The sequence below is a fragment of the Neorhizobium sp. NCHU2750 genome (assembly GCF_003597675.1).
Taxonomy (GTDB): domain Bacteria; phylum Pseudomonadota; class Alphaproteobacteria; order Rhizobiales; family Rhizobiaceae; genus Neorhizobium.
Genome location: NZ_CP030827.1, coordinates 2,700,936 through 2,725,944 on the forward strand (window position 1 = coordinate 2,700,936; position 25,009 = coordinate 2,725,944).

Genomic DNA, 25,009 nt, shown 5'->3' on the forward strand with positions numbered 1-25,009 from the left:
GATGGGACCCCCGCTTACTGCGCGCGGAACAAGTCCAGATAGGAATCGAAGCCGCCGATCGCCTCGCTGGCTGCGGCGCTGATACCGCTGACGTCGTGATCGCGCGCCGATGTAATACCGTCGATATCGCTTTCGTCCGGCTGCGACTGCACCATGGCGGCGTGCGCGGTCACTGAGAAGGCGAGATCACGCGCAAAGCCGCCTGGACCGGCGGCGCTGGCTTCCTTGCCGTGAATAAGTGCGGCCAGAACGGCCGCCGAAATGATAAGCTTCCTGATCATTGCCCGAACCCTGTCTTGCGGACGGCTCTCCGGCCATCGCGTTTCGTTATGGCACGACAATAGGCGACACAGCTTTTCGGCGGGCTTAAACTGAAAGATGCAATTTTAGCGAAATCGGCTTTTTTCCCGGCTTGGCACAGCCGGCAGTCGCCGCGAGCACAAAAAGGCATCGCCGCAGGCGGAAATTGATGCTTTTCGCGGCCCGCTCGATTTCCTACCCCTGATCCGAACAGGGACGAAGGCGAAAACAGCATGAGCAAGCCGTTTTACTGGAATGAACTCAACACCCATGATTTCGCCGGGCTTATCCCCGAAAAGACCATCGCGATCCTGCCGATTGCCTCCACCGAGCAGCACGGGCCGCACCTTCCGATCGCAACCGACGTCGCCATTGCCAACGGCATGCTCGCCGAACTGAAGAACCAGCGGCCGGACGATCTCGACTTCCTGGTGCTGCCGACGCAGGAAATCGGCAAGGCCAACGAACATGTCTATGGCCCCGGCACGCTCTCCTTCGGCCCGGAGATCCTCATTCCGGCATGGACCGCAATCGGCGCCAAGGTGGCCGAGGCGGGCCTGCGTAAGATGGTGATCGTCAATTCCCATGGCGGCAATCTCGACATCATGAGCATCGTCGCCCGCGAATTGCGGGTACGCCACAGGATGGCCGTCGTCGCCACCCAATGGGCCCGTTTCGGCAGTCCCGAAGGCATGATCTCCGAGCACGAACAGAAATTCGGCATCCATGGCGGCGAGGTCGAAACCTCCCTGATGCTGCATTTCCGCCCGGAACTGGTGCATATGGAAAAGGCAGAGGACTTCAGGTCCAGGGCCGAATGGATGAAGAGCCAGTCGAAATATCTTCAACCGCTGCCGCCCCATTCGCTCGCCTGGATCGCCCATGACCTCAACCCGAACGGCGTCGTCGGCAATGCGGCGGCAGGCACGGCGGAAAAGGGCAAGGCCATCTGCCGCCATCAGGTCGCCTGCTTCGTCGAATTGCTGCGCGACCTCACGGCCTATTCGCTCGACAATCTTTATGTGAAATAGACCGCCTACTCGATGTGATCGTCGAAGACGGCAAGCGCGTCCTGCGCGGAGGACGGTCCGTTGCTGTATTTCGCCTTGAGAGCGGCAAGCCTGGCATCGGTGCCGCGACAGTAGCGCTCCAGCGCCGCCGTGATCTCGGCATGCCGCGCCGGATCGCTGGCATCCTCGCCGCGAAAATGATCGCATTGCTGCCGCTCGGCGATGAAATCCGCGACATCTGAAGGCAGGTCGTCGGCAAAGGCTGACGTGGCATGGGCCAATGCCAACGAAAGGATTGCGAGCCACCTCATCATGCGCCGACCTCGGCCCGCGCGTTGTCATGGCGCTCGTTTTCATGGCGCTCTGCCTGCCGCTGAAGCGGTACATGGCCCTTGGCCTCCAGTTCCGCCACCAGTTCCACCAGTTCGGCCAGCAGGAATTCGATGAACAGGCTGGTTGCCGTATCGAGCGTCGAACGCGACCGGGCAAAAAGCTTCATCGGCTGGTGGCGCGGATGCGGGCCGGCAAGCGGCCGGAAGACAAGCTCGCCCCGCCGGCATTCCGGCAGGACGTCGAGCGGGTTGAGCAGCGTCAGGCCGGTGCCGAGCTTGACCAGCTGCTTCAGCATGTCCGAGGCATTGCTCTCGACCACCGGCTGGACCGCGACCGAAAGCGGCGCGAATGCCAGGTTAATGACGGTGCGCAGGCTGGTGCCCGTCTGGGCCAGCACCAGCGGTTCCTGCGCCACATCCGCCAGATCGATCGGCCCCTCCCCTGCCAGCCGGTGCCCCGGCGGCATAACGGCCCCGATCGGAATGTCGAAATTGGCAAGCGTGCGGATACCGGGCGTTGCCGGAATATTGAAGCCGAGGCCGATATCCACCTCGCCCGCCAGTACCGGAGACAGCGTCGTCGACGGGCCGTCATTGCGTAGATGCACATGCACCCGCGGGTGCTGGGCGATAAAGCGGGCGATGATTTCCGGCAGCGGCCCGGCGGCAAGCCCGACGGTCGCTACCAGCGAAACCTTGCCCGCCTGCGGCATTTTCAGCCCGCGGATACGCGATTCCATCCGCTCGTAGGTTTTCAAGACCTCGCGGATATGTTCGATGCACAATTCGCCCGCGGCCGTCAGCTTCAGGCCACGCGGCATGCGCTCGAAGATCGGCGCCCCCAGCTCCTCCTCCAGCGCCAGGATCTGCCGGTTGATCGCCGAGGAAGCGACGTTGAGCCTCGCAGCCGCCTTGCGGATCGACCCGCAGCGGGCGATCTCGTCGATATAGTGCAGTTTGCGCGAATGCAACATGTCCTGAAAAATCCCCGCGATATGGCATTTTGAGCCCCCTGGCGGCACCAGCGGACCATTTCCATGAGCGATGCCTGAAAGGCATCGATGCGAACGAATTTTGATGCTTTTCAAAGATCAAGGCAACAGCTCAAATGCACGGTAACGGGCACTCCCACGATGCCGTCGGGTTTAACAGGGGAACGAAGCGAAATGTCCAATCCATTGACGATGAAGAGCTTTCTGACGGCGTTCGGCCTGTCTGCCGCCGCAATCGCCGCTCAACCGGCATTCGCTCTCGATCAAGTGACCTACGGCACCAACTGGCTGGCCCAGGCGGAGCATGGCGGCTTCTACCAGGCCGTAGCCGACGGCACCTACAAGAAATACGGCCTCGACGTGAAGATCGTCCAGGGTGGCCCGAACGCCGCCAACCGCGCGCTGCTGATCGCCGGCAAGGTCGATTTCTACATGGGCGGGCAGTTGGGCGACATGGATGCCCGCAAGGAAGGCATTCCGCTGGTCAGCGTCGCCTCGATCTTCCAGAAAGACCCGCAGGTGCTGATGGCACATCCCGATGCCGGCATCGACAAGTTCGAGGATATGACCAAGCTGACCACGATATTCATGGGCCAGGAAGGTTTCTCGACCTATTTCGAATGGATGAAGAAGCACTATCCGGGCTTCAAGGAAGACCAGTACAAGCCCTATACCTTCAACCCCGCCCCTTTCATCGCCGACAAGAAATCCGCCCAGCAGGGTTACCTCACCTCCGAACCCTATGAAATCGAGAAACAGGCCGGCTGGAAACCGAAGGTCTTCCTTCTGGCCGATGCCGGCTTCGCCCCCTATTCGACGATGATCACCGCCATGCAGAAGACCGTCGACGAGAAGCCGGACATGGTCCAGCGCTTCGTCGATGCCTCGCTGGAAGGCTGGTACAACTACCTCTACGGTGACAACAAGGCCGCCAACGATCTGATCAAGAAGGATAATCCGGAAATGACGGATGGCCAGATCGCCTTCTCCATCGCCAAGATGAAGGAATACGGCATTCTGGAATCGGGCGAAGCTGCCACCAAGGGCATCGGCTGCATTACCGACGAGCGCTACAAGAAATTCTTCGACGAGATGGTCTCGATCGGCGTCGAGCCGAAGGACCTCGACTACAAGGCGGCTTACACCACCAAGTTCGTCTGCAAGGGCGTGGGCATGGCACTGAAGAAGTAGGCATGTGAATGGCTGGGCAAGCGGGTAACCCCGCCCCTTTTCCGGCTGCGTCCTTCGGACCCTTCTCCCTGCCTCAAGCGGGGGGAAGGGATAAAAGCTCTCTCGGCAGCCTCGCTCAGATGCGTGGTATCCCTCTCGCCCGGCACGCGTCGGCAAGAGTAGGATGAGGGGCAATTCACCCCAATTCCGTCAAGGCCTGCAATGACACCGTCGCCCGATCCGCCAGCCTCCTCTTCCGAAGCCCGCAAGCGGCCGCTGGTTGCCATGCGCGGCATCTCCAAACAGTTCTCCAACGGCACCGTTGCACTCACCGATATGTCGCTGACGGTCGAGAATGGCGAATTCGTCAGCCTGCTCGGTCCCTCCGGCTGCGGCAAGTCGACGGCGCTGCGCATCATCGCCGGCCTCGGCGGCGCCTCTTCCGGCACGATCGACTGGCCGAGCTCGCGCATCAACTCCAAGGGCCTGCCCGACGGCGATATCTCCTTCGTCTTCCAGGAACCGACGCTGATGCCCTGGCAAACCGTGTTCGGCAATGTCCACCTGCCCTTGAAGCTGCGCGGCATCTCCAGGGCCGCCGCCCGCGACGAGATCTTCAAGGCGCTGGAGACGGTCGGCCTCAAGGACTTCGCCGAGTCCTATCCGCGCGAACTCTCCGGCGGCATGAAGATGCGCGTCTCGATCGCCCGCGCGCTGGTGACCAGGCCGAAACTGCTGTTGATGGATGAACCCTTCGCGGCCCTGGATGAGATCACTCGTCAAAAACTCAACGACGATGTTCTGAAGCTCTGGAAGGACACCGGTATCACCGTCGTCTTCGTAACCCATTCGGTGTTCGAAAGCGCCTATCTGTCGAACCGCATCGTGGTCATGAAGGCACGCCCCGGCCGGGTTCATGCGGACTTTCCGCTCGTCACCTCGATGGAGCGCGACGCCCATTACCGCACCTCGGAAGATTACCGTCAGGCCTGCGAGAAGGTCTCCAACATGCTGATCGAAGCGATCGGCGGAGAGGAACATTGATGGCCGGCCCAGTGCCTTTCAAGACCGATATCCTTCTGCGCACGCTGATCCCGATCGCGGTCGTCATCTGTCTCATCCTCATCTGGCAGGCGATCGTCTCGATCTATGCAATCCCGCAATATATCCTGCCCGGCCCGGCCGCCGTCTGGGCTTCGCTCACCAAAGACTGGGGCACGCTCTCGCCGGCTTTGCTGGTGACGGCAACGATCACGCTCCAGGCGCTGGCATTGGCGCTGATCGGCGGCGTCGGCATCGCCGTCTTTCTCGTCCAGTCGAAATGGATCGAACTCGCCTTCTACCCGATCACCGTCATCCTGCAGGTGACGCCGGTCGTGGCCATTGCGCCGCTAATCCTCATCTATGCCCCGACGACCCAGGTGGCACTTTTGATCTGCGCCTTCCTCGTTGCCTTCTTCCCGATCCTGTCCAACATGGTGCAGGGCCTCAAAAGCGTCGATCATAATCTCCTGAACCTGTTCGACCTCTATGGCGCCTCCCGCTGGCAGACGCTGATCTACCTGAAACTGCCCGCCTCGCTGCCCTATTTCATGACCGGCTTGCGGATCGGCGGCGGGCTGGCGCTGATCGCCGCCGTCGTCGCCGAGTTTGCGGCAGGTTCCGCCGGCGCCGGCTCAGGCCTCGCCTTCCGGCTGCTCGAAGCGCAATACCGTCTCAACATACCCCGCCTGTTTGCAGCGCTTGTCCTGTTGTCGCTGCTCGGCGTCGTCATCTTCTGCATCACCTCCTTCATCTCCTGGTTCTTCCTGCACCGCTGGCACGAGAGCAGCCTGAAGAGGGAAAACTGATGGCCAATGAATTCATGTCCCTGCCCGAGGCAGACCGCTTCGCTCTGACCAATGTGACGCTACCGGCCGTCTGCGTCGAAGGCTTCGATGCGCCCCAGCATCAGGGCCTGATCTCCGTCGATCTCGTCATCGCCGACGGCAGGATCGAGGCGATCCTGCCCGCCAGCACCGCGCCCGCCGACCTTCCCTATGCGGATCTCCGCGATGGCATGGTCTTCCCCTGTTTCATCGATATGCATACCCATCTCGACAAGGGTCACTTCTGGGACCGCCGGCCGAACCCGGACGGCACCTTCATGGGCGCGCTGGAAAATGTCCGCGCCGATCGCATGGCCAACTGGTCGGCGGAAGACATGCGCGCCCGCATGGAATTTGCCCTGAAGAGCGCCTATGCCCACGGCACCAAACTGATCCGAACCCATCTCGACAGTATCCCGCCGCAACCGGACATTTCCTTCCCGCTGTTTTCCGAGATCAGGGAAGAATGGAAGGGCCGCATCGAACTGCAGGCGGTCGCCCTTCTGCCGCTCGAAAGCGTGCTCGATGAGGCGATCTTCGCCCCGATCGTCGCCACCGCGAAACGGCACGGCGGGCTGCTCGGCGGTGCCACCCGCCTCCTGCCGGATTTCGATCGCATCCTCGAAACCCATTTCCGTGCCGCAGCCGATAACGGTCTCGATATCGACCTGCATGTCGACGAGACCGAGGAGCGCGAAGTCCTGACGCTCGAAGCCATCGCCGATACCAAGCTGCGCCTCGGCTTCGAGGGTTCGGTCACCGTCGGCCATTGCTGCTCGCTCGCCAGACAGGACGACGACACGGCAAAACGCGTCATCGACAAGGTCGCCAAGGCCGGCATCTCGGTCGTCTCGCTGCCCATGTGCAACATGTATCTGCAGGACCGCCACGAGGGCCGCACGCCGCGCTGGCGCGGGGTAACACTGTTCAAGGAGCTCGCGGCCGCCGGTGTTCAGACCGCCGTCGCCTCCGACAATACCCGCGACCCCTTCTATGCCTATGGCGATCTCGATGGTGTCGAGGTGCTGCGCGAGGCAATCCGCATCCTGCATCTCGATCATCCGCTGGATGAGGCCGCGCGCGTCGTCACCACCTCGCCGGCAAACATTCTCGGCCGGCCGGATATCGGCCGCATCGCGGTGCGCTTGCCTGCCGATCTCGTCCTCTTCAGCGCCCGCCGCTGGAGCGAATTCCTCTCCCGTCCGCAGGCCGACCGCATCGTGATGCGGAATGGCAAGGGCATCGACCGTCGCCTGCCGGATTACCGTGACCTGGACCCGATTTTGGAAAAGTGAAAATGCCGGATTACGAACAGATCAAGAAGGATCTCGAAGGCATCGCGCTGGAGGATAACCCGGCCCTGGTGCGCCAGAAGAGCCGCGACTTCTACTGGTACTCGCCGGTCCTCAAGCGCCAGCTCGACACGGTGGCGGCCGATCTCGTCGTCTCGCCGAAAACCGAGGAAGAGGTGATCCGCACGTTGAAGGTCGCCTATGCCCATGGCGTGCCCGTCACCCCGCGCGGCGCCGGCACCGGCAATTACGGCCAGGCCATGCCGCTCTCCGGCGGCATCGTCTTGAACCTCATCAACATGAACAGGGTCAAGGAGATCCATCCCGGCCGCGTCATCGCCGAGCCGGGCATCGTCATTGCCGAACTCGACCGCCAGACCAAGGCTCATTCCGGCCAGGAACTGCGCTTCCATCCGTCCACCGCCCAAACGGCGACGATCGGCGGCTTCATCGCCGGCGGTTCCGGCGGCGTCGGCTCGATCCACTGGGGCGGATTGCGCGATCTCGGCAACATCCTGCGCCTGCGCGTCGTCACCATGGAGGCCGAGCCGAAGGTTCTCGAACTCACCGCCTGGGACCTGCAGAAGGTGACCCACGCCTATGGCACCAACGGCATCATCGTCGAGGTCGAAATGCCGCTCGCGCCTGCCTATGACTGGGTCGATGTGCTGGTCGGCTTCGACGACTTCATGGATGCGGTCCGCTTCGGCGATGCCGTCGCCCACAAGAACGGCATCCTCGTCAAGGAAATCGCCCCGATCGCGGCCCCGATCCCTTACGACTATTTCCCCCGCCACAAGCCCTTCATCCGCCACCGCGACCAGTCGATCTGCGTCTTCATGGTCGCGCCGCATTCCATGGACGCCTTTGCAGCCTTCGCTGAACGCCAGAAGGCCGAAATGCTGTTCCGCTCCGACAAGGTGGAAAGCATGAAGGGCATTCCGCATGCCTATGAACTCGCCTGGAACCACACGACGCTGCGCGCCCTCAAGGTCGATCCGGGCTTCACCTATCTTCAGGTCCAGTATCCGGGGCCTGATCACGTGGCCAAGGTGCAGACGATGACCGAGATCTTCGGCGACGAAGTGCCGGGCCATCTCGAATTCCTGAAATTCGACGGCCGCATCCAGTGCTCCGGCCTGCCGCTCGTCCGTTTTACCACCGAGGAGCGGCTGGAAGAAATCATAAAAATCCATCAGGACAATGGCTGCCCGATCTTCAATCCGCATCGCTATACGCTGGAGGAAGGTGGCATGAAGCAGACCGATGTGGTGCAGCTAGGCTTCAAGAAAGAGACCGACCCGAAGGGCCTGCTCAACCCCGGCAAGATGATCGCCTGGGAAAACCCGGATTTCGATTTTTCCACCGGCGAGAACTATCTCTTCCCCGGCCTCGCATCGGCAGGTGGATGATGAAGGTCCTGCTCCTCCACGCCCACCCGGTCGAAGAAAGCTTTGGCGCCGCCCTTCACGTCGAAACCCGCGAAACGCTGAGAAAAGCCGGGCATGAGGTGGATGACTGCGACCTCTATGCCGAGAACTTCAACCCGATCCTGTCGCGCGAGGAACGCCTCGGCTACCATACGGTGCCTGACAATATCGAGCCGGTGCGCTCCTATGTCGAAAGGCTGAGGGCAACCGAGGCACTCGTCATCGTCACGCCGGTGTGGAATTTCGGCTGGCCGGCCATGCTGAAAGGCTATTTCGACCGTGTCTGGCTGCCCGGCGTCACCTTCGACATGGAAGGCGGCGACCGCGGCAGACTGACCCGCAAGCTGACCAACATCAGGAAGCTCGCTGTGGTGACGACCTATGGCGGCAACCGGCTGAGGGCAATTCTGGCCGGCGACCCGCCCCGCAAGCTCGCCACCCGCGTGCTGAGAGCCACCATCAACCCCGCCCGCGGCGTCACCTATCTCGCCCATTACGACATGAACAACTGCACGGAAAAGACCCGTGCCGCCTTCCTGGCCAAGGTTCGCCGGGAGATGGAGGCGTTCTGAGAAGTATTTCCGGAAATCCTGGCTCTCTTCCACCGTTCCGGGTGATGTCGAGACAGAATAGCCTGCCCGGCCCCAACTATTTGTCTGTGGCTACTTGCTCCCGATCATAACCGTTGGCAAAACGAGGCGAGCAACTCGAACCTGTGGAGCAAGATGACCGACGCCCCTCAATCGCCGTTTAGACTTGTCCGCCCGCAAAATCCGCGCGATCCGCATGAAAAGCATCGTGTCGCGACGCCGCTCGAACTGCTCTTCGATCTCGTCACCGTCATCGCCGTGGCATCGGCCGCCGTCGGCCTGCATCACTCCATTGCCGAGGCCCACGCTCTGCAGGGCCTGATCACTTTCGCCATGGCCTTCTTCGCCATCTGGTGGGCCTGGATGAATTTCACCTGGTTCTCCTCGGCCTATGACAATGACGATGTCGTCTACAGGCTGCTGACAATGCTCGCCATGGCCGGCTCGCTGACGATTTCGGCCGGAATTCCAGCACTCTTCACCGAAGCGCCCGACTTCACGCTTGTCATCGTCGGCTATTCGGTGATGCGTCTGGCGATGATCGCCTTCTGGCTGCGCGCGGCCTATCATGATCCGAAATGCCGGGCGACGGCGCTGGGCTACGCTGCCGGCATTTTCATATGCCAGCTCGTTTGGATCACTTTTGCGGCCCTGCAGCCGCTGACATCGGGCCTTTCCTACGCCTTCTTTGCCGTGGGCGTGGTCTTGGAACTCTCCGTCCCGGCGATCGCCGAAAGGCTCAGCGTCCATACAAGCTGGCATCCCCATCACATCGTAGAGCGCTACGGCCTCCTGAACATCATCGTGCTGGGCGAGACCCTGCTCTCCGGCTCCATGGCCCTGCGCCAGACGACGGAGCATTTCGACATAACCCTCATCGATACGGCAATCTCCGCGCTGGTGATCGTCTTCGCCATGTGGTGGGCCTATTTCTCGCGTGACGAACAGCACGGTTCCGATCAACTGAGCCGCTCGCTGCAATGGGGCTATGGCCACTACCTGACCTTCGCCTCGGGTGCCGCAACCGGTGCCGGCTTCGCCGTCGTGGTCGATATCGCCACCCATCATGCGCATGTCCCGATGACGGTCGGCAACTATGCCGTCGCCATCCCGGTCGCGGTCTATCTGCTGAGCCTCTGGCTTGTGCGCGAGCGCTTTGCCTCTTCCGGCATTCGGCAATTCATCCTTCCGGCCTTTGGCCTTCTGGCTCTCCTCGCACCGGTGACCGGGCTCGACCTCAAGGGAATTGCGGCAGCGATCGTTCTCGGCGTGATCATCCGGAATACAGTCCAGACCGCAGAGAAATCACCACACCACTGAGCAGCCCCGGCTCAATCGCTGTGCTTGTTGCGGATATGCCGGACCAGCAGCCACATGGCCAGCACGACAACCGGCACTGCGGCACCGGTTACCGTTTCCGGCGCAAGCTCGATCCCCGTATAGTGGGTGAGCTTCGCCAGGTAGCCGACGAGCCCTATGACGTAATAGGAAATCGCCGCCACCGACAGACCTTCGACGGTCTGCTGCAGGCGAAGCTGCAAATGGGCGCGTTTGTCCATCGAGGCGAGGATTTCCGTGTTGAACTTCTGCAGATGGACGTCGATCCAGCTGCGCAATAGCGCCGTTGCACGGGTCAGCTTGCGCGACAGGTTGCCCTGCCGCTCTTCCACCGACTGGCAGGTGCGCATCGCCGGCGCCAGACGCCGATTGAGGAAGGCGCCGAGCGTCTCGTTGCCCGGCAATGCCTTCTCCGCCAGCATCGCCACACGGTCGAGAACGATATTGTTATAGGCGCGGCTGGCGCCGAAGCGATAGAGGCTGAGCGCCGCGTTCGCTTCCAGTTCGGCGGCAAGCGTGGTGATTTCCGACAGCATCTGGTCCGCTTCGTCGCGGGCATGCAGCTTCATCCGCTGGGTGATCGCGGTAAATCGGGCTTCGATATCGCGGATTTCCGGTGAAAGGCTCTGCGCCAGCGGCAGTCCCATCATCGCCAGCGTCCGGTAGGTCTCGATATCGAGAATACGCTGGGCCAGCATGCCGCGTGCCGCATCGTTCATACCGTGATCGATCACCAGAAATTTCGTCAGCCCGTCGCCATCCTGACGAAAGTCGGTGATCAGCGTCGCGTGGCCGTCCGCCACCATGCTTTGACAGAGGCTGGTCGGATCGAACCGGGCCGTCACATCCGACAGGTCCTCATTGGCCGACCTCATCTCGATCCGCACACCCGAGATGAACGGGCCGGGGGCGGAAAAGCTCGCTCCGAACGGATTGACCGGAATCTCCGCTCCATAGGTGGCCGGCGCCGGCGTATCCCAGAAATAGGTCGAGAACTCGGTATGCCTCTCCCAGCGCAGAGTGCCATTGCCCCAGGCCATCATGTGATGGCTGGTCTCGGGCGAAGGCGCCGGCACGCCCTGCCCCAGCGAAAGCTGGGCGAGAATGGCATGGTCGGCCGCGATATTCTCGTCGGTCAGGAAAGCCAGCTGGAAAATGACGCGCGGCAGCGGCAGAAGCGTATAGGGCCGCGCATGGATTTCACCGAGCGCACGCGCCCTGACATCTGCGACCGGAAACGAAAAACTGCGCTTCGACATTCATGGCTCCTCGGATTGCGCCACTGCGGCCAATCCTTCGGACTTGACTATTATCAAATACCCGTGAGCGCACGACGTGGCGGTTTGCCGCAGAAATCCGGCCAGATGCCGCGGCTGATCGCCATCCATGCGAAAATTCGCCGGGCGCCGCTGCGGTCCTTAAACTTTTCATTAAAATTTAAGAGTCATCTATCGGGAATGACCCGAGTTTCTGCGATGCGTATTGCGTTTTTCATCGCGCTCCTTTCCCTCGCCGGCTGCGCCACCGCACCGAGCAGGATCACGAACGCCTGCGCGATTTTTGACCAGCGCGACGGCTTCTTCAACAACTGGAAACGCGATGCTCGTGCGGCATCTGCCGAATACGGCATACCGGTACCGATCCTGATGGCGACGATCTACGTCGAATCGGGCTTCAGGCCCAATGCGCGCCCGCCACGCAAATGGTTCCTGGGCTTCATTCCGCTGAAACGTCCCTCCTCCGCCTTCGGCTACGCGCAGGCGCTCGACGGAACCTGGGATACCTACAAGCGCACGACCGGCCGCTGGGGCGCCCGCCGCAACGATTTCGGCGACGCCATCAAGTTCGTTGCCTGGTACCATTACCAGACGAGCGTCCGGAACAACGTTCCCCGCAATGACGCCTATAACCTTTATCTCGCCTATTACTCCGGCCATCAGGGCTATGACCGCGGCAATTTCAGCGGCAGCCTGAGGCAGACCGCCAAAAAATCCGCCGGCATGGCGGCTCGCTACGCCTCCCAGCTCCAGCAATGCGGCTACTGAGCCACCACTGAACCATCGGGGCAGCCGTAACAGAACAGCTACTATTCGCTCTTGGTTTGCGGCGGCTGGAATTCGGTCTCGATGACCACCGTCACATCATCGCTGATCGACTTGATCTCCGGTACCACGCCCCATTCGCTGCGCTTCAAAACCGCCTGTGCCGAAAAGCCGATCTTCGGCGTCTTTTCCCGCGGCTGTTGGGCCATGGAACCGTTGAACGTTACCATCAGCGTTGCCGGATGGGTCTGCCCGCGCATCGTCAGGTCACCGCTGACTTCGCCATGCTTGTCGCCGGTTATCTTCACCGAGCGGGAGACGAAGCGGATCTCGTCGCCAGCCAAAAACCTTGCCGTCGTACCGATCTCCTTGTCGAAATCCTCCTTCTCGGGAAACGGATAGTTGGTCTGCACCGAGACCGGATCGATGACCGCCGTCACCTTGGAGCTTGCCGGGTCCTCGGCATTCCACACGAGCTCCGCCGACATTTTGGTGAACCGCGCGGTAAAGTTCGACAAGCCCAGATGGTTGACCTTCCAGAAGACGCTCGAATGGGCCGGATCGGACACATAGGTACCGGATGGCGCCGGGGCCGGTTTCTGTCCCGGCTTGTCGGCAGCGAAAGCAGGCGTTGCAATAAACGCGGCCAGGGAAAGAAGCTGCAGGTATTTCATAGGCTTGGATTCCTGAGTTGAATCGGCAGCCTATCCCTTAATGGCTTACGTCAATTTTGTCGCCCGCCCGAACCAGCATGGCAGCCTTTCGCCATAAACAATCATCCGTCACGGGTCAGGACCGGCCGGCATCCGAATGGACGATGCGTGGCCTGCTGGGTTCCCAGGTCTTCACGCAGTCGCGGCCATCCCGCTTGGCAGCGTAAAGTGCCTCGTCTGCCCGCGCGATCAGCCGCACGGCATCCGTGGCAACCGCACCGCGCCCGAGCGCCGCGACCCCGATACTCGCCGTCACCATGCCCTTGTCGCTGCCGCTATGGGGTATATGCAGCCCACGCAGCCTCTCGCAGAATTCTTCCGCAATGGCGAATGCAAGCTTCTCGTCCGTATCCGGCAGGATCAGCGCCATTTCTTCGCCGCCATAACGGGCTGCCCGGTCACCCGTCCTGCGGCCGGCCGCACGCAGGCAGTCGGCAACCATCTTCAGGCAGGCATCGCCCGCTCCGTGGCCATAGGTGTCGTTGAACCGCTTGAAATAATCGACATCGACCATCAGCAGCGCCAGCGAGCCCTCGCCGCGTTCGACCCGCTGGAATTCCTCTGCCATCACCGCATCGAACGCGCGGCGGTTGAGCAGGCCGGTCAGGCTGTCGGTTTCGGCCAGAACGGCAAGCCGGTCATTGAGGTCCTGCAGTTCGAGTTCGTGCCGCTTCGATTCGGTTATGTCCGAGCAGATGACGAAGCAAGCGCCTTCCGGTGTCGGCCGCGTACGCGATTCGATCCAGCGCCCGTCTGCCAGCGGAAACTGCACCGTACCGCCCTGTTTCAGCCGGCCAAGAGCCCCGTCCACCCATTGGGCGGCGATATCCGGCGAAATCCCGATCAGCTCTCCGCGTGCAATCGAGGCATAGAGTATCGCCGATGCCGGCGTGCCCGGCACGCGAAGATCCGCCGTGACCGAGAACATCGACCGGTAGCGCTCGTTGCAGAAAACAAGCGTCATCTCCTTGTCGAACATCACAAGCCCGTCCGAAATGCTCGACAAGGCTTCCGCCGCGCGCCGGTCGCTTTGCGTCAGCGCCGCTTCCAGAAGCTTCTTGTCGGTAATGTCACGGCTATGGGTGATCAGCCCGACACTGCGCCCGTCGATATCGTTGAACGGCGCCTTCAGGGTCGAAAGGTAAGACCTGCTGCCGTCCTGACGGGCGAGGACCTGTTCCTCGACGATGGCCGCCCCGCCTCGCATCGCCTTTTCCTCGTCGGCCCGAAAAGCCGCCGCCACGTCCTGACAGTAAAAGTCGAAATCCGTCTTGCCGATCAGTGCATCGGCATCCTTGGCATGCATCAGTGCTGCCGTTGCCGGATTGGCCATCACGAAACGCCCGTGACAATCCTTCACGTTCAGCGCTTCCGGCAGGCTGTCGATGACACGGCGATACATGTAATTGCGCTCTTCGGTATCGCGCCGGCGCAGCTCGTTGGCAAGTGCGGCGCAGGCCATCAGCGTCGCCATGAAGACCAGCGTCATGAACGGCAGCCGGATCTGTGGGCCGGTATCAATATTCTGCGACCATGCGATGATGAACGCCGGCGCCATGCTGCAAATGGCCATGACCAGAGAGAAGAGCAGGCTTTCCTTCAGCGCCGGGGCCCGTCCGTGCCTGAGACGGTATCCGACCATACCCGCGCAGCATGCGAGCCAGATGCCGACAAGCCCGACCAAGGCACCGCCCCCGCCGAGATAGAGGCGAAAGCCAGAGGCGATGACAGCCGTGATGATGCCGGCGAACGGGCCTCCGATAAAGGCCGACGTGCCGATCATCGTCATTCTGAGATCGATGAGAAAGCCTTCGCTCATCTGAAACGGCATCAGCATCACGCCGATCGCGCCAAGGCCGAAGAGAACACCAAAATCCCAGCCCTTGAGCGAGGCCCGTCGCTCGAATGCCGGCAGGCGGATGTTCGACCACAGCGAGATGATCAGCGCCACCACCGCCATATTGGCAAACAAACCGACCCAGAGACTGTTCAACACCTCAATCCTCGCGGCAATGACACATAAGCCGTATGTGGTTCACTGTACGGCTTTGGAGCAGGCATTGGATCAGCCAGAGGCCGAATCCGGCCCGAAAGCTAAATCCAAAGTTAACAATTTCTCTTCATCTGCCCGCTCAGAACACTTTGGCGGCCGTCACCTCAACCTCGACAAGAAATTCGGCACGGGTGAAGCCGCCGACCACGATCAGCGTCGAAACCGGCTTGGGCTCCAGAGTGAAGCGATCGCGCACCGCCATATAGGCCGGAAAATCCTCGCGGCTGGTGACGAAGCCGGAAATGCGGATGACATCCGCATAGGTCATGCCCGCGTCTTCCAGAATGGCACCGATCGCCTTGAAGCACAGTTCCGCCTGGCTCGTCACATCCGGTGGGATCCTGTCTTCCACCGAAATGCCGAGCTGACCCGAGGTGACGAGCAGGCTCGCCCCCGGAGGGACGAGCAGGCCGTGATTGTAGGAGCCGAACGGCTTGCGCACCGAGGCCGGATTGAAGGTCTTAATTGCCATAGCCGACGACGCTCTTGATCTCGAGGAAATCGTGGATGCCCCAGTCGGCATACTCGCGCCCGTTGCCGGACTGCTTGTAACCGCCGAAGGAGGAGAACAGATCCCAGTCGGGATAGTTGAGATAGACCGAGCCGGCCCGCAGGAACGGCGCGATCTTGCGAGCATGGTCCGGCTCACCCTGCACATAGGCCGCCAGCCCATAAGGCGTGTCGTTGGCGATCTCGATCGCCTGCTCCTCGCTGTCATAGGGCAGGATCGACAGGACCGGTCCGAAGATTTCCTCGCGCGCGATCGTCATGTCGTTGGTGACGTTACCGAACACGGTCGGGCGAATGTAATAGCCGCGATTGAGGTTTTCCGGCCGGCCAGGACCGCCGGTGACCAGCGTCGCACCCTCCGCAATACCCGCTTCGATCAGCCGCTGGATCTTGTCGAACTGCACCTTGCTGACGACGGGGCCAAGATCGATGCCGTCGGCCTGCGGATCGCCGGTCACGAGCTTTTCCGCAGCAGCCTTGGCCACCGCCAGCGCCTCGTCATGCCTCTCGCGCGGCACAAGCATGCGCGTCGGCGCATCGCAGGACTGCCCGGAATTGCCGAAGCATCCCGTCACGCCATCGGAAACCGCCTGGGAAAGATCGGCATCGGGCAGGATGATATTGGCCGACTTGCCGCCGAGTTCCTGCGCCACGCGTTTCACCGTATCGGCTGCCGTCTTGGCAACGATGATGCCGGCGCGCGTCGAGCCGGTGAACGACACCATGTCGACATCCGGATGCCCGGCCATCACCTGGCCGACATCCGGGCCGGTGCCGTTGACCATGTTGAACACGCCCTTCGGCACGCCGGCGGCCTCCATCACCTCGGCGAAGATGACGCCGGAGATCGGCGCGATCTCGGAGGGCTTGAGCACCATCGTGCAGCCGGTGGCGATCGCCGGACCGACCTTGCAGGTGATCTGGTTGAGCGGCCAGTTCCATGGCGTGATCAGTGCCACCACGCCGATCGGCTCTTTCACCACCCGCGTCGTGCCGCGGTCCTCGGAAAACTTGTAGGTTTCGAGCGCCGTGATCGTCGCGCTCAGATGCCCGTGACCGGCCGCGACCTGGCTATCGCGGGCAAAGCCGATCGGCGCGCCCATCTCCCGGCTGACAGCCTGGGCGATGTCTTCCGCCCGCTTTTCATATTCCGCCAGAATGCGTTTCAACAGCGCCAGCCGGTCGACCTGCGACCACTGCGAAAAGCTCTTGAATGCAGCCTTGGCAGCCGCCACTGCTTTGTCGACATCCGCCTTGGAACCGACCGCGATCTGCGTGAAGGCCTCTTCCGTCGATGGGTCGATGACATCGAGCGCCACGGGAACCACCGGCTCCACCCATTCGCCATTGATGAAGAATTTCAGATGATTGCTCATTCGCCTTCCCCTCTCGTCGGTTGAAACACCGGCACTATTGAGCACCGGTGCCCGGATCGCAAGACGCAAAACAAGGGGTAAGGATCAATGGACGCGAAGCGTAGGAAAAGGACCGCGCTCCACCTCAATCCATCGCGGCACTGTGGTCGACCGCAGGCTTGCTGCCCGGCGTGCGCAGGAGAAGGATGAGCGGCATCACCACCATGGCCATGATCATCAGCATCTTGAAATCGTCCATATAGGCGATGATCGTCGATTGCTGGGTGATGATCTGGTCGAGCGCCGCGCGCCCGACCGCCGTCGTGGGATCAAGGCTTTCGGCGGCCTTCGCCTTGAAGGCATGGTTGAACGGCGTCACGTAATTGACGATGTCGGCATGGTTCCGCTGGGTGTTTTCGACGAGCAGGGCAGATACGACTGCAATCCCGACGCTCGATCCGATATTACGCGACAGGTTGTAGATGCCCGTCCCTTCGCCGCGCATGGCAACCGGCAGCGTCGCGAAGGCAACCGTCGTCAGCGGCACGAACAGGAAGCCCAGTCCCGCCCCCTGGACGAAGCCGACCGAAATGATCGTCCATTGCGACACATCCGGCGTCCATCCGGTCATCGCATACATCGCCCAGGCCGTGATCGACAGCCCGCACATCAGCAGGATGCGCGTATCCACCTTGCCGATCAACCGGCCGACGATGAACATGCATAGCATCGTGCCGAGGCCGCGCGGGCCCATGACAAGGCCTGCGGTGATCACCGGATAGTCCATCAGCGTCTGCAGATAGGGCGTCATCAGTGCCAGCGAGGCGAAATAGGTGACGCCGACCACGAACATGAACAGCGCGCTGATGGTGAAATTCCTGTCGAGGAAAAGCCGCGGATTGACGAACGGCTTGTCCGACGTGAACGTATGGACGAGGAAGAGGTAGAAGGCACCGCCGCAGACGATCGCCTCGATAATGATCTCGCTCGAAGAGAACCAGTCGAGCTGCTCTCCACGATCGAGAAACAATTGCAGTGCCCCGATCGCCACCGACAGCATGCCGAAGCCGAGCCAGTCGAGCTTGGCGGCGACATTGACCGCCGTTTCCTTGACGAAGGTCGTGATGCCGAGGAAGGCGATGACACCGATCGGCACGTTGATATAGAACACCCAGCGCCAGCTGATATGGTCGGTCAGCCAGCCGCCGAGAACCGGGCCGAGCACCGGCCCGACCATCACCGACACGCCGAACAGCGCCATCGCGGAACCGCGCTCCTCCACCGTGTAGATGTCGAGCATGATGCCCTGCGACAGCGGCACCAGCGCTGCGCCGAAAAAGCCCTGCAGCAGGCGAAAACCGACGATCTGGTTGAGCGATTGCGCCAGTCCGCAGAGTACCGAGGCGACGACGAAGCCGAAGATTGCGGTCAGCAGCACCCGCTTGCGGCCGAACCGCGCCGACAGGAAGCCCGACGGCGGCGTCATGATGGCGGCTGCGACGATATAGGAGGTGAGCACCCAGTTGATCTGGTCCGACGATGCCGCGACGCTTCCCTGGATATAGGGCAGCGCCACGTTGGCGATCGTCGAATCGAGCGCCTGCATGATGACCGCGAGAATGACGCAGGCCGTGATGGCGCCACGGTTCTCGACCACGGCTGCGGTGTTACTCATGGACGTAACTCTCCAGCCTCAGTCTTGAGCGTTGGCCGAGGAAGGGCCGAAGAGCTTCTGGGCAAATTGCGGCAGGCCGCGCTTGTGGCCGGTATCGACGTCGAGGACCACGCTCATTCCGACGCGCAACGGCGGCTTGCCCTTGGCATCGGCGTCATCGATGTTCACGCGCATCGGAATGCGCTGCACCACCTTCACCCAGTTGCCCGACGTATTCTGCGACGGCAGCAATGCAAAGCTGGCGCCCGATGCCGGGCTGACGCTCGCCACGGTGCCCTTCCATTGCAGGTCGGGATAGGTATCGACCGTGATCGTCACCTCCTGGCCGGGCTTGATATAGGTAAGCTCGGTTTCCTTCGGATTGGCCGAAATCCACATGTTCTTGCTGGCGACCAGCGAGAAGCCCTGCTCGGCGGCATCGAGATAGCTGCCGACCTGCAGGCTGCTGACATTGGTGACGATCCCGTCGAAGGGCGCCCGCACGACGGTATCGTCAAGCTGACGCTGCGCGTCGTCGACGGCCGACTGCGCCGCCAGATAGGTCGGATTGCTCTCGATCGGCTGGTCGGCATTGCCGCCGAGTTCGGCAAGTGTCGCATCGGCCTCGGCCTTGGCTACTGTCACCTTTTCGCGCGCGGCATCGAGATTGTGCTTGGCGTCGTCGAAGGCAGTCTGGCTTGCTGCCGAGCCGGAGATCAGCTTCTGCTGCCGGTCCAGCACGGTTTCGTAATAGGGAATGTCGGTCTGCGCCTGCTGGATCTGCGCCAGCGCCTGCTTGTAGGAGGCCTGCAGGTTCAGAAGCTGGTTGCGCGCCTCGCCGAGCTTGGCCTTGGCGCCGTCCAGCGCGATACGGAAACTATCCTGCTTCAGCGTGAAGAGCACATCGCCCTTTTTCACCTGCTGGTTTTCGTGCACGTTGATGGACACGACGGTGCCGGCGACGTCGGTCGAAACCCCGACCATGTCCGCCTGGATATAGGCGTTGTCGGTGCTCATCACCTGACCGCCCTGAATATAATAGTAGCCGCCAACGACGACCGCGATCGGCAGGAGCGAGAAAAGCACCAGACGCTTGACGCTGCGCTGGCGGCGCATGCGCGTGGCCGGCGTTTCAGCCGCGGCCGGCGCTGCGGTTTCCAGAACGGTGACCTTGTTGTCGTCTAGTGCACGGGGAGACGTTTCGGACATGATTGGCTAATCTTCTTGTGCCTGCACCCGGCAGGCATCGACGAGGTTGATCTTCATTGTAGACAGCATTTCGTAGAGGAGGCCGCGATCGGCCTCGGATATCGTTTCCAGCGCCTCGGCACGGGTTGCCTCACCGATCTTGCGACCGTCGTCGAGCAGGGCGCGTGCCGCTTCGGTCGTATAGAGCAGCGTGACCCGCCGATCCGTTTCATGCGGGCGGCGCTCCACCAGTCCGCGCTCCGCCAGATTGTCGAGAACCCGCATCAGCGAGATCGGAGTGATTTCAAGAAGCTCGGCCAGCGCCTTCTGATGGATCCCCTCGCAATAGGCCAGATAGGCAATCGTCTGCCATTGAGCCCGCGTCAGCCCGATATGCCGTGCATTCTGCTCGAAACGCTTTCGAAGCAGGCGCGCAACATCATTCAGGAGAAAGCCGAGAGTGGGTGCCGGTTTTAGCATCGGGAAATAAATAACATGCTGATGGTTAGCATGTATATCATCGACATATGAATCGCAAGTGGCGCGGCATTGCTGCCGCGCCACAAATTCGAGAACCTGCCCTGCCGATCAGGCATGGGTTACGGGATTACAGCTCACCGCTTGGCAGCAAGACTGATCACGCCCCGTAAGGTGCCAGAAAGCCCTTGATCGCCTCGATCTCATTCGGCCGGATTTCATGGCCGCCCGCATGCCATTCGAGCGTCACCGTATCGCCCTGGCGCTTGAAATATTCAGCAAGATCCAGTGTCATCGGTACAGGGCAGATCGGATCACGCTCGCCTGCGGTGATCAGCACGTGGGCGCTGTCGCCTGCCGGGCGATCCGCCGGTGCAAACGGGATCAGCGGATGCATCAGCACACCGGCCTCAATCAGGCCGGGCTTCTCGATCATCAGATTGGCGAGGATGTTGGCACCGTTGGAAAAACCCAAGCCCAGCACGGTCGAGGATTCGTAACGGTCGCGATTGGCAGCGATGAACTCGGCCATCCGTTCGGTCGCACGCGCTAGGTCGTCACAATCGTAGACGCCTTCCGCCTTGCGCCGGAAGAAGCGGGCCGCCCCATGCTCGGAAACGTCGCCGCGCGGCGAAACGACTGTGGCGCCCGGCATCAGCCGGCTGCCGAAATCGAAGAACTGGTTCTCGTCGCCGCCCGTGCCATGAAAGGTGAACAGGATCGGCGATCCGGGCGCACCGGGGCGCACCCGGTGCAGATAACTGTCGTAACTCATGGAAATCTCCTCAAAGAAAGTCGGGCTGGCGAGGCAGGCTCAATGCCTCGCCGAAGGTCATCACGGCATAGAACAGTTCCAGCAAAAGTGCGTCGCGGTTTTGCGTCCGGAACTGTGTAAAATCAGAGGGATAGAGCGATTTCGCGTCTCGAAGAAAAGCGGAATACTCTAAGCGATCGGCTCCAGATTCTGTTCCAGCGCCTTGCGCAGGTGCTCATGCTGCTTCGGCAGCTTCAGCGCCTCGCCGAGATGGGCGGTATCCTCGTCGCGATCGAAACCGGGCTCGTTGGTGGCGATCTCGAACAGGACGCCACCCGGCGTACGGAAATAGATCGCCCAGAAATAGTCGCGGTCGATCACCGGCGTCACCTGGTAGCCGGTATCCATCAGCGCCTTGCGGACTTCGAGCTGCTTTTCGCGATTGTCGACCGCGAAGGCGATATGATGCACCGAGCCGGCGCCGAGGCGGGCGCTGTTGATGTTCGGCATCGTCTCGACATCGATGAAGTCGGCACCATTGCCTCCGGGCATGCCGCAGCGGATCACACCATCCTTCGCGTCGACCTGCTCATAGCCCATGAACTTGAGAAGCTCGCCGGTAGAACCTTCGTCGCGAAGCCGCAGGGACGCGGAGTGGAACCCACGGATCGCGTCATCGGCGCCGACGCCATTGCCGGTAAAAGGCGCACGATTGTCATCCCTGACTTCAACGAGCGCAAAACCGTCGCCGTCCGGACCGGCAAAATGCAACCGCTTCTCGCCGAAGGCTTCATCGGCCTTCAGCCCATCGGCACCGGCTTTGGTCAACCGGTCGGCCCAGTAACCGAGCGAGCCTTCCGGCACGGAAAACACGGTCGTGCCGACTTCGCCGGTACCCGGACGGCCCTGCGCGATATGCGGAAACGGGAAATAGGTCATCACCGATCCCGGCGTGCCGACTTCGTCGCCGTAATAGAGATGATAGACATCCGGAGCATCGAAATTGACGGTCTTCTTCACCCGGCGCAGGCCGAGCGTATCGGTGAAAAACCTGTTATTGGTGGAAGCACTCGCCGCCATCGACGTGACGTGATGCAGGCCTTTGATCTGGGTAAGCATGTCAAACCCCTTGGTCGTTTCGGGGGCCGCCCATGCGGCCCGCCGTTCATGGGGTGATATTTGGTCGATCGGGCCGGGATTGGATAGACGGACACATCCGAACGGATTGTTCAGAAAACGTTGACGTCAATCGAGCAGCGTTCACTGATCAGACATTTTCCGGCAGGCGCCAGTCGATCGCATCCTTGCCGATCGACTGGAGATATTCGTTGGTCTTGGAAAACGGCCGCGAGCCGAGAAAGCCGTTATGCGCCGACAGCGGCGACGGATGCGCCGATTTCAAGACCAGATGCCGCTCCTGATCGACGAACGCCGCCTTCTTCTGCGCATAGGAGCCCCAGAGAATGAAGACGATTCCGTCGCATTCGTCATTGACGGTGCGGATGACGGCATCGGTAAACCGCTCCCAGCCCTGCCCCTGATGCGCGGCCGCCCTGCCCTCTTCCACCGTCAGCACGCTGTTGAGCAACAGCACGCCCTGTTCCGCCCAGCTTTCGAGAAAGCCGTGCTTGGCGGGCGGAATGCCGAGATCAGCCTGCATTTCCTTGTAAATATTGACGAGCGACGGCGGCGTCTTCACGCCAGGCTGTACCGAGAAGCACAGCCCATGCGCCTGGCCAAAACCGTGATACGGATCCTGGCCGAGGATCACCACTTTCACCTCGTCGAGTGGGGTAAGGTCGAGCGCGCGAAAATACTCGGAACCCTTTGGGAAGATTCGTTTTCCCGCCTGCTTCTCGGCAACGAGAAAACGCTTGAGATCGGCCATGTAGGGATCCGCAAACTCACTTTCCAAAGCGAATTTCCAGCTCTCCTCCAGCTTGATCTCACCCTCTGCCATGCCATTCACCCTTTACTGGAACCTGCTGCCGCGCTGGATCACTTCCGTCTTGTAGCCGTCCGGATCGGTGACGAAGAAGAAATGCGCGAAAACCGCACCATCATGCTTCATCTCGACAAGCTTGCCGACAGTAAGCCCCAGATCGGTGAAACGCCTGTATTCCGCCCCGATATCATCGACCGTCACCGCCAGATGGCCGTAACCGTTGCCGAGGTCATAGGGCTCCGTGCGGCCGGCATTGACCGTCAGCTCCAGCTCGAACCCGGTTTCCGGGTTCGACAGGTAGATCAGCGTGAAGCCGTCGAACGGCACGCGGCTGGCAACCTTGAGGCCGAAAGCCTTGTCGTAGAAATCGACGGACCGAGCCTCGTCGAGGACGCGGATCATCGAATGCACCATCTTGGCCATCGACAAATTTCCTCAGCTCATCACGTGGTTTGAGCGCGAATGCCAGGCCCAGGCGGACTTGATGATATCGGCAAGCGTATATTGCGGCTCCCAGCCCAATACCTCACGCGCCTTGTCGTTATTGGCGACGAGCGAGGTGGAATCGCCCTCGCGGCGACCGACATATTCCACCGGGAACGGCTTGCCGGACACCTCGGAAATCGCCCCGAGCAATTCCTTCACCGTCGTGCCGGTGCCCGTGCCGAGATTGAGCTCGACCATATCGCCACCGGCGAGCAGGTAGTCGACGGCGCGCACATGCGCATCGGCAAGGTCGAGAACATGGATATAGTCGCGCACGCAGGTGCCGTCGCGTGTATCGTAATCGTCACCGAACACCTTGAAGCCCTGGCGGCGGCCAAGCGCTGCCTCGATCGCAAGCGGGATCGCATGGGTTTCCGGCGTATGCCACTCACCGATACGGCCCTCGAAATCGGCGCCGGCAGCATTGAAATAACGCAGCATCACCGACTTCAGGCCCATATACTGCCCGTAATCCTTCAGCGCCTGCTCGATAATGTATTTCGTGCGGCCATAGGGGTTGATCGGCGCTTGGCCATGCGTTTCGTCCATCGGCACCTGCATCGGCAGACCATAGGTCGCGCAGGTGGAGGAGAAGACGAAAGCCTTTACTCCGGCCTTCATCGCAGCCGACATCAGCGTCAGCGCGCCAACCACGTTGTTGTCGTAGAAACCGACCGGGTTCTTGACCGATTCCCCCACCTCGATGAGGGCTGCAAAATGCAGCACGGCTTCCGGCTTGTGCTTTTCGAACACTTCGTCGAGCCGGTCGTGGTCGCGGATATCACCCTGTTCCAGCTCGCCCCAGCGGACGAATTCCGCATGCCCATTCGAGAGATTGTCGAACACGACGGGCTCGTAGCCCTTCTCCGCCAGTACCAGACACGTATGGGACCCGATATAGCCGGCACCGCCCACGACAAGCACTTTCTTCTTCGACATCATGTCCTCAAGAATTGTTGAAGTCGGCGGCACTATAGCCGCCATGGATCAAATGGGAAGGGCGCATGCTGCACATGCACAGCAGCTTAAAATGGCATGCACCAATATGGGATTGCACGTTGACTTTGGGTATGAAGACACGGCATCGGAACTTGTCTATCTTGTTCAGGTTTTCGCCATAGGCCTTTCATGCGCTACGTTTTTCTCTGCCTCGGCTGGCTGTTCGTCGCGCTCGGCGTCATCGGCGCCTTCCTGCCCGTGATGCCGACGACGCCGTTTCTGCTTCTGGCGGTCGCCTGCTTTGCTAGGTCGTCACCGAGGCTCGAAGCCTGGCTGATGAACCACAAGACCTTCGGCCCGTCACTCAGGAACTGGCGCGAGCGCGGCGCGATTTCGAAGCGGGCGAAGATCATGGCGATCTCACTGATGAGCGTCAGTTATGTCGGCTTCTGGTTCGGCTCGCACCCGGCCCCATGGCTGGCGATCCTCGTCGCAGCCTGCATGATCGGCCCCGCCATCTTCATGCTGACAAGGCCGAGCGAGTAGAGCAGTTCCAGCAACAGTGCGTAAC

General features: G+C 61.2%; 26 protein-coding genes. 10 read left to right on the forward strand and 16 right to left on the reverse strand.

The window, feature by feature from the left end:
- Positions 1-14: 14 nt before the first annotated feature.
- Positions 15-281: a hypothetical protein gene (locus tag NCHU2750_RS13205; RefSeq protein WP_119940917.1), complete on the reverse strand. Its 267-nt coding sequence runs from the start codon at positions 279-281 to the stop codon at positions 15-17.
- 252 nt (positions 282-533) lie between these two features.
- Between NCHU2750_RS13205 and NCHU2750_RS13210 the strand changes: the two genes are divergently transcribed.
- Complete coding sequence (locus NCHU2750_RS13210; protein ID WP_119940918.1) at positions 534-1,331, forward strand: creatininase family protein; 798 nt, start codon at positions 534-536, stop codon at positions 1,329-1,331.
- 5 nt (positions 1,332-1,336) lie between these two features.
- Here NCHU2750_RS13210 and NCHU2750_RS13215 read toward each other — a convergent pair whose 3' ends face one another.
- Together NCHU2750_RS13215 and NCHU2750_RS13220 are read right to left on the reverse strand one after the other, a co-directional pair.
- Positions 1,337-1,624 (reverse strand): hypothetical protein, encoded by a 288-nt coding sequence (locus NCHU2750_RS13215; RefSeq protein WP_119940919.1) that lies wholly within the window; start codon positions 1,622-1,624, stop codon positions 1,337-1,339.
- Positions 1,621-2,616 carry a LysR family transcriptional regulator gene (locus NCHU2750_RS13220; RefSeq protein ID WP_119940920.1) on the reverse strand — a complete coding sequence of 332 codons (996 nt, stop codon included), beginning with the start codon at positions 2,614-2,616 and terminating at the stop codon, positions 1,621-1,623. Before NCHU2750_RS13220 ends, NCHU2750_RS13215 begins: the two co-directional genes overlap by 4 nt.
- 192 nt (positions 2,617-2,808) lie before the next feature.
- Between NCHU2750_RS13220 and NCHU2750_RS13225 the strand changes: the two genes are divergently transcribed.
- The 7 genes from NCHU2750_RS13225 to NCHU2750_RS13255 all read left to right on the forward strand — a co-directional run bounded on the left by NCHU2750_RS13225 (position 2,809) and on the right by NCHU2750_RS13255 (position 10,304).
- Positions 2,809-3,825 (forward strand): ABC transporter substrate-binding protein, encoded by a 1,017-nt coding sequence (locus NCHU2750_RS13225; RefSeq protein ID WP_119940921.1) that lies wholly within the window; start codon positions 2,809-2,811, stop codon positions 3,823-3,825.
- 201 nt (positions 3,826-4,026) lie between these two features.
- Positions 4,027-4,848 (forward strand): ABC transporter ATP-binding protein, encoded by an 822-nt coding sequence (locus NCHU2750_RS13230; RefSeq protein WP_119940922.1) that lies wholly within the window; start codon positions 4,027-4,029, stop codon positions 4,846-4,848.
- Positions 4,848-5,654 carry an ABC transporter permease gene (locus NCHU2750_RS13235; protein ID WP_119940923.1) on the forward strand — a complete coding sequence of 269 codons (807 nt, stop codon included), beginning with the start codon at positions 4,848-4,850 and terminating at the stop codon, positions 5,652-5,654. The genes NCHU2750_RS13230 and NCHU2750_RS13235 overlap by 1 nt, the downstream gene beginning before the upstream one ends.
- Positions 5,654-6,967: a cytosine deaminase gene (locus NCHU2750_RS13240; protein WP_119940924.1), complete on the forward strand. Its 1,314-nt coding sequence runs from the start codon at positions 5,654-5,656 to the stop codon at positions 6,965-6,967. The genes NCHU2750_RS13235 and NCHU2750_RS13240 overlap by 1 nt, the downstream gene beginning before the upstream one ends.
- Positions 6,968-6,969: 2 nt before the next feature.
- Positions 6,970-8,376 (forward strand): FAD-binding oxidoreductase, encoded by a 1,407-nt coding sequence (locus NCHU2750_RS13245; RefSeq protein ID WP_119940925.1) that lies wholly within the window; start codon positions 6,970-6,972, stop codon positions 8,374-8,376.
- Complete coding sequence (locus NCHU2750_RS13250; RefSeq protein ID WP_119943330.1) at positions 8,376-8,966, forward strand: NAD(P)H-dependent oxidoreductase; 591 nt, start codon at positions 8,376-8,378, stop codon at positions 8,964-8,966. The genes NCHU2750_RS13245 and NCHU2750_RS13250 overlap by 1 nt, the downstream gene beginning before the upstream one ends.
- Before the next feature lie 153 nt (positions 8,967-9,119).
- Entirely contained in the window at positions 9,120-10,304 is a 1,185-nt protein-coding gene (locus tag NCHU2750_RS13255; protein ID WP_119940926.1) for a low temperature requirement protein A, read from the forward strand.
- 11 nt (positions 10,305-10,315) lie between these two features.
- Here NCHU2750_RS13255 and NCHU2750_RS13260 read toward each other — a convergent pair whose 3' ends face one another.
- Positions 10,316-11,581, reverse strand: a complete 1,266-nt coding sequence (locus NCHU2750_RS13260; protein ID WP_119940927.1) for a DUF3422 domain-containing protein — start codon at positions 11,579-11,581, stop codon at positions 10,316-10,318.
- A 216-nt stretch (positions 11,582-11,797) separates the two neighbouring features.
- On the opposite strand from NCHU2750_RS13260, the gene NCHU2750_RS13265 reads away from it, so the two are divergent.
- Positions 11,798-12,367: a transglycosylase SLT domain-containing protein gene (locus tag NCHU2750_RS13265; protein WP_119940928.1), complete on the forward strand. Its 570-nt coding sequence runs from the start codon at positions 11,798-11,800 to the stop codon at positions 12,365-12,367.
- Between the two features lie 41 nt (positions 12,368-12,408).
- On the opposite strand, the gene NCHU2750_RS13270 is transcribed toward NCHU2750_RS13265, so the two are convergent.
- The 12 genes from NCHU2750_RS13270 to galE form a co-directional block, all read right to left on the reverse strand.
- Entirely contained in the window at positions 12,409-13,038 is a 630-nt protein-coding gene (locus tag NCHU2750_RS13270; RefSeq protein WP_119940929.1) for a YceI family protein, read from the reverse strand.
- Between the two features lie 115 nt (positions 13,039-13,153).
- Positions 13,154-15,070, reverse strand: coding sequence for a diguanylate cyclase (locus NCHU2750_RS13275; protein WP_119940930.1), 1,917 nt, complete (start codon positions 15,068-15,070; stop codon positions 13,154-13,156).
- Positions 15,071-15,209: 139 nt separating this feature from the next.
- Positions 15,210-15,602, reverse strand: a complete 393-nt coding sequence (locus NCHU2750_RS13280; RefSeq protein WP_119940931.1) for a RidA family protein — start codon at positions 15,600-15,602, stop codon at positions 15,210-15,212.
- On the reverse strand, positions 15,592-17,016 hold the full coding sequence (locus NCHU2750_RS13285) for an aldehyde dehydrogenase family protein (RefSeq protein ID WP_119940932.1): 1,425 nt from the start codon (positions 17,014-17,016) through the stop codon (positions 15,592-15,594). Before NCHU2750_RS13285 ends, NCHU2750_RS13280 begins: the two co-directional genes overlap by 11 nt.
- A gap of 124 nt (positions 17,017-17,140) precedes the next feature.
- Positions 17,141-18,670 (reverse strand): DHA2 family efflux MFS transporter permease subunit, encoded by a 1,530-nt coding sequence (locus NCHU2750_RS13290; RefSeq protein ID WP_119940933.1) that lies wholly within the window; start codon positions 18,668-18,670, stop codon positions 17,141-17,143.
- 18 nt (positions 18,671-18,688) lie between these two features.
- Complete coding sequence (locus NCHU2750_RS13295; RefSeq protein WP_119940934.1) at positions 18,689-19,858, reverse strand: HlyD family secretion protein; 1,170 nt, start codon at positions 19,856-19,858, stop codon at positions 18,689-18,691.
- A gap of 6 nt (positions 19,859-19,864) precedes the next feature.
- On the reverse strand, positions 19,865-20,317 hold the full coding sequence (locus tag NCHU2750_RS13300) for a MarR family winged helix-turn-helix transcriptional regulator (protein WP_119940935.1): 453 nt from the start codon (positions 20,315-20,317) through the stop codon (positions 19,865-19,867).
- A gap of 157 nt (positions 20,318-20,474) precedes the next feature.
- Positions 20,475-21,089, reverse strand: coding sequence for an alpha/beta hydrolase (locus NCHU2750_RS13305; protein ID WP_119940936.1), 615 nt, complete (start codon positions 21,087-21,089; stop codon positions 20,475-20,477).
- Positions 21,090-21,257: 168 nt separating this feature from the next.
- Positions 21,258-22,187, reverse strand: a complete 930-nt coding sequence (locus tag NCHU2750_RS13310) for a VOC family protein (RefSeq protein ID WP_119940937.1) — start codon at positions 22,185-22,187, stop codon at positions 21,258-21,260.
- A 148-nt stretch (positions 22,188-22,335) separates the two neighbouring features.
- Positions 22,336-23,028, reverse strand: coding sequence for a uracil-DNA glycosylase (ung, locus tag NCHU2750_RS13315; protein WP_119940938.1), 693 nt, complete (start codon positions 23,026-23,028; stop codon positions 22,336-22,338).
- A 12-nt stretch (positions 23,029-23,040) separates the two neighbouring features.
- Positions 23,041-23,436 carry a VOC family protein gene (locus tag NCHU2750_RS13320; RefSeq protein ID WP_119940939.1) on the reverse strand — a complete coding sequence of 132 codons (396 nt, stop codon included), beginning with the start codon at positions 23,434-23,436 and terminating at the stop codon, positions 23,041-23,043.
- 12 nt (positions 23,437-23,448) lie between these two features.
- The gene (gene galE / locus NCHU2750_RS13325) at positions 23,449-24,438 is read right to left on the reverse strand and encodes a UDP-glucose 4-epimerase GalE (RefSeq protein WP_119940940.1); all 990 of its coding nucleotides are present in this window, start codon (positions 24,436-24,438) and stop codon (positions 23,449-23,451) included.
- A gap of 189 nt (positions 24,439-24,627) precedes the next feature.
- Here galE and NCHU2750_RS13330 point away from each other — a divergent pair, with 189 nt between their 5' ends.
- Positions 24,628-24,984: a YbaN family protein gene (locus NCHU2750_RS13330; RefSeq protein WP_119940941.1), complete on the forward strand. Its 357-nt coding sequence runs from the start codon at positions 24,628-24,630 to the stop codon at positions 24,982-24,984.
- Positions 24,985-25,009: the final 25 nt, after the last annotated feature.

What these genes read in the sequence shown, in the direction of transcription:
- NCHU2750_RS13295 (WP_119940934.1), bottom strand. Translation starts at nt 19,858, where the DNA reads ATGTCCGAAACGTCTCCCCGTGCACTAGACGACAACAAGGTCACCGTT.
- NCHU2750_RS13280 (WP_119940931.1), bottom strand. Translation starts at nt 15,602, where the DNA reads ATGGCAATTAAGACCTTCAATCCGGCCTCGGTGCGCAAGCCGTTCGGC.
- NCHU2750_RS13225 (WP_119940921.1), top strand. Translation starts at nt 2,809, where the DNA reads ATGTCCAATCCATTGACGATGAAGAGCTTTCTGACGGCGTTCGGCCTG.
- NCHU2750_RS13240 (WP_119940924.1), top strand. Translation starts at nt 5,654, where the DNA reads ATGGCCAATGAATTCATGTCCCTGCCCGAGGCAGACCGCTTCGCTCTG.
- NCHU2750_RS13205 (WP_119940917.1), bottom strand. Translation starts at nt 281, where the DNA reads ATGATCAGGAAGCTTATCATTTCGGCGGCCGTTCTGGCCGCACTTATT.
- NCHU2750_RS13210 (WP_119940918.1), top strand. Translation starts at nt 534, where the DNA reads ATGAGCAAGCCGTTTTACTGGAATGAACTCAACACCCATGATTTCGCC.
- galE (WP_119940940.1), bottom strand. Translation starts at nt 24,438, where the DNA reads ATGTCGAAGAAGAAAGTGCTTGTCGTGGGCGGTGCCGGCTATATCGGG.
- NCHU2750_RS13330 (WP_119940941.1), top strand. Translation starts at nt 24,628, where the DNA reads ATGCGCTACGTTTTTCTCTGCCTCGGCTGGCTGTTCGTCGCGCTCGGC.
- NCHU2750_RS13260 (WP_119940927.1), bottom strand. Translation starts at nt 11,581, where the DNA reads ATGTCGAAGCGCAGTTTTTCGTTTCCGGTCGCAGATGTCAGGGCGCGT.
- NCHU2750_RS13255 (WP_119940926.1), top strand. Translation starts at nt 9,120, where the DNA reads ATGACCGACGCCCCTCAATCGCCGTTTAGACTTGTCCGCCCGCAAAAT.
- NCHU2750_RS13215 (WP_119940919.1), bottom strand. Translation starts at nt 1,624, where the DNA reads ATGATGAGGTGGCTCGCAATCCTTTCGTTGGCATTGGCCCATGCCACG.
- NCHU2750_RS13285 (WP_119940932.1), bottom strand. Translation starts at nt 17,016, where the DNA reads ATGAGCAATCATCTGAAATTCTTCATCAATGGCGAATGGGTGGAGCCG.
- NCHU2750_RS13305 (WP_119940936.1), bottom strand. Translation starts at nt 21,089, where the DNA reads ATGAGTTACGACAGTTATCTGCACCGGGTGCGCCCCGGTGCGCCCGGA.
- NCHU2750_RS13250 (WP_119943330.1), top strand. Translation starts at nt 8,376, where the DNA reads ATGAAGGTCCTGCTCCTCCACGCCCACCCGGTCGAAGAAAGCTTTGGC.
- ung (WP_119940938.1), bottom strand. Translation starts at nt 23,028, where the DNA reads ATGGCAGAGGGTGAGATCAAGCTGGAGGAGAGCTGGAAATTCGCTTTG.
- NCHU2750_RS13320 (WP_119940939.1), bottom strand. Translation starts at nt 23,436, where the DNA reads ATGGCCAAGATGGTGCATTCGATGATCCGCGTCCTCGACGAGGCTCGG.
- NCHU2750_RS13245 (WP_119940925.1), top strand. Translation starts at nt 6,970, where the DNA reads ATGCCGGATTACGAACAGATCAAGAAGGATCTCGAAGGCATCGCGCTG.
- NCHU2750_RS13290 (WP_119940933.1), bottom strand. Translation starts at nt 18,670, where the DNA reads ATGAGTAACACCGCAGCCGTGGTCGAGAACCGTGGCGCCATCACGGCC.
- NCHU2750_RS13230 (WP_119940922.1), top strand. Translation starts at nt 4,027, where the DNA reads ATGACACCGTCGCCCGATCCGCCAGCCTCCTCTTCCGAAGCCCGCAAG.
- NCHU2750_RS13235 (WP_119940923.1), top strand. Translation starts at nt 4,848, where the DNA reads ATGGCCGGCCCAGTGCCTTTCAAGACCGATATCCTTCTGCGCACGCTG.
- NCHU2750_RS13300 (WP_119940935.1), bottom strand. Translation starts at nt 20,317, where the DNA reads ATGCTAAAACCGGCACCCACTCTCGGCTTTCTCCTGAATGATGTTGCG.
- NCHU2750_RS13265 (WP_119940928.1), top strand. Translation starts at nt 11,798, where the DNA reads ATGCGTATTGCGTTTTTCATCGCGCTCCTTTCCCTCGCCGGCTGCGCC.
- NCHU2750_RS13310 (WP_119940937.1), bottom strand. Translation starts at nt 22,187, where the DNA reads ATGCTTACCCAGATCAAAGGCCTGCATCACGTCACGTCGATGGCGGCG.
- NCHU2750_RS13270 (WP_119940929.1), bottom strand. Translation starts at nt 13,038, where the DNA reads ATGAAATACCTGCAGCTTCTTTCCCTGGCCGCGTTTATTGCAACGCCT.
- NCHU2750_RS13220 (WP_119940920.1), bottom strand. Translation starts at nt 2,616, where the DNA reads ATGTTGCATTCGCGCAAACTGCACTATATCGACGAGATCGCCCGCTGC.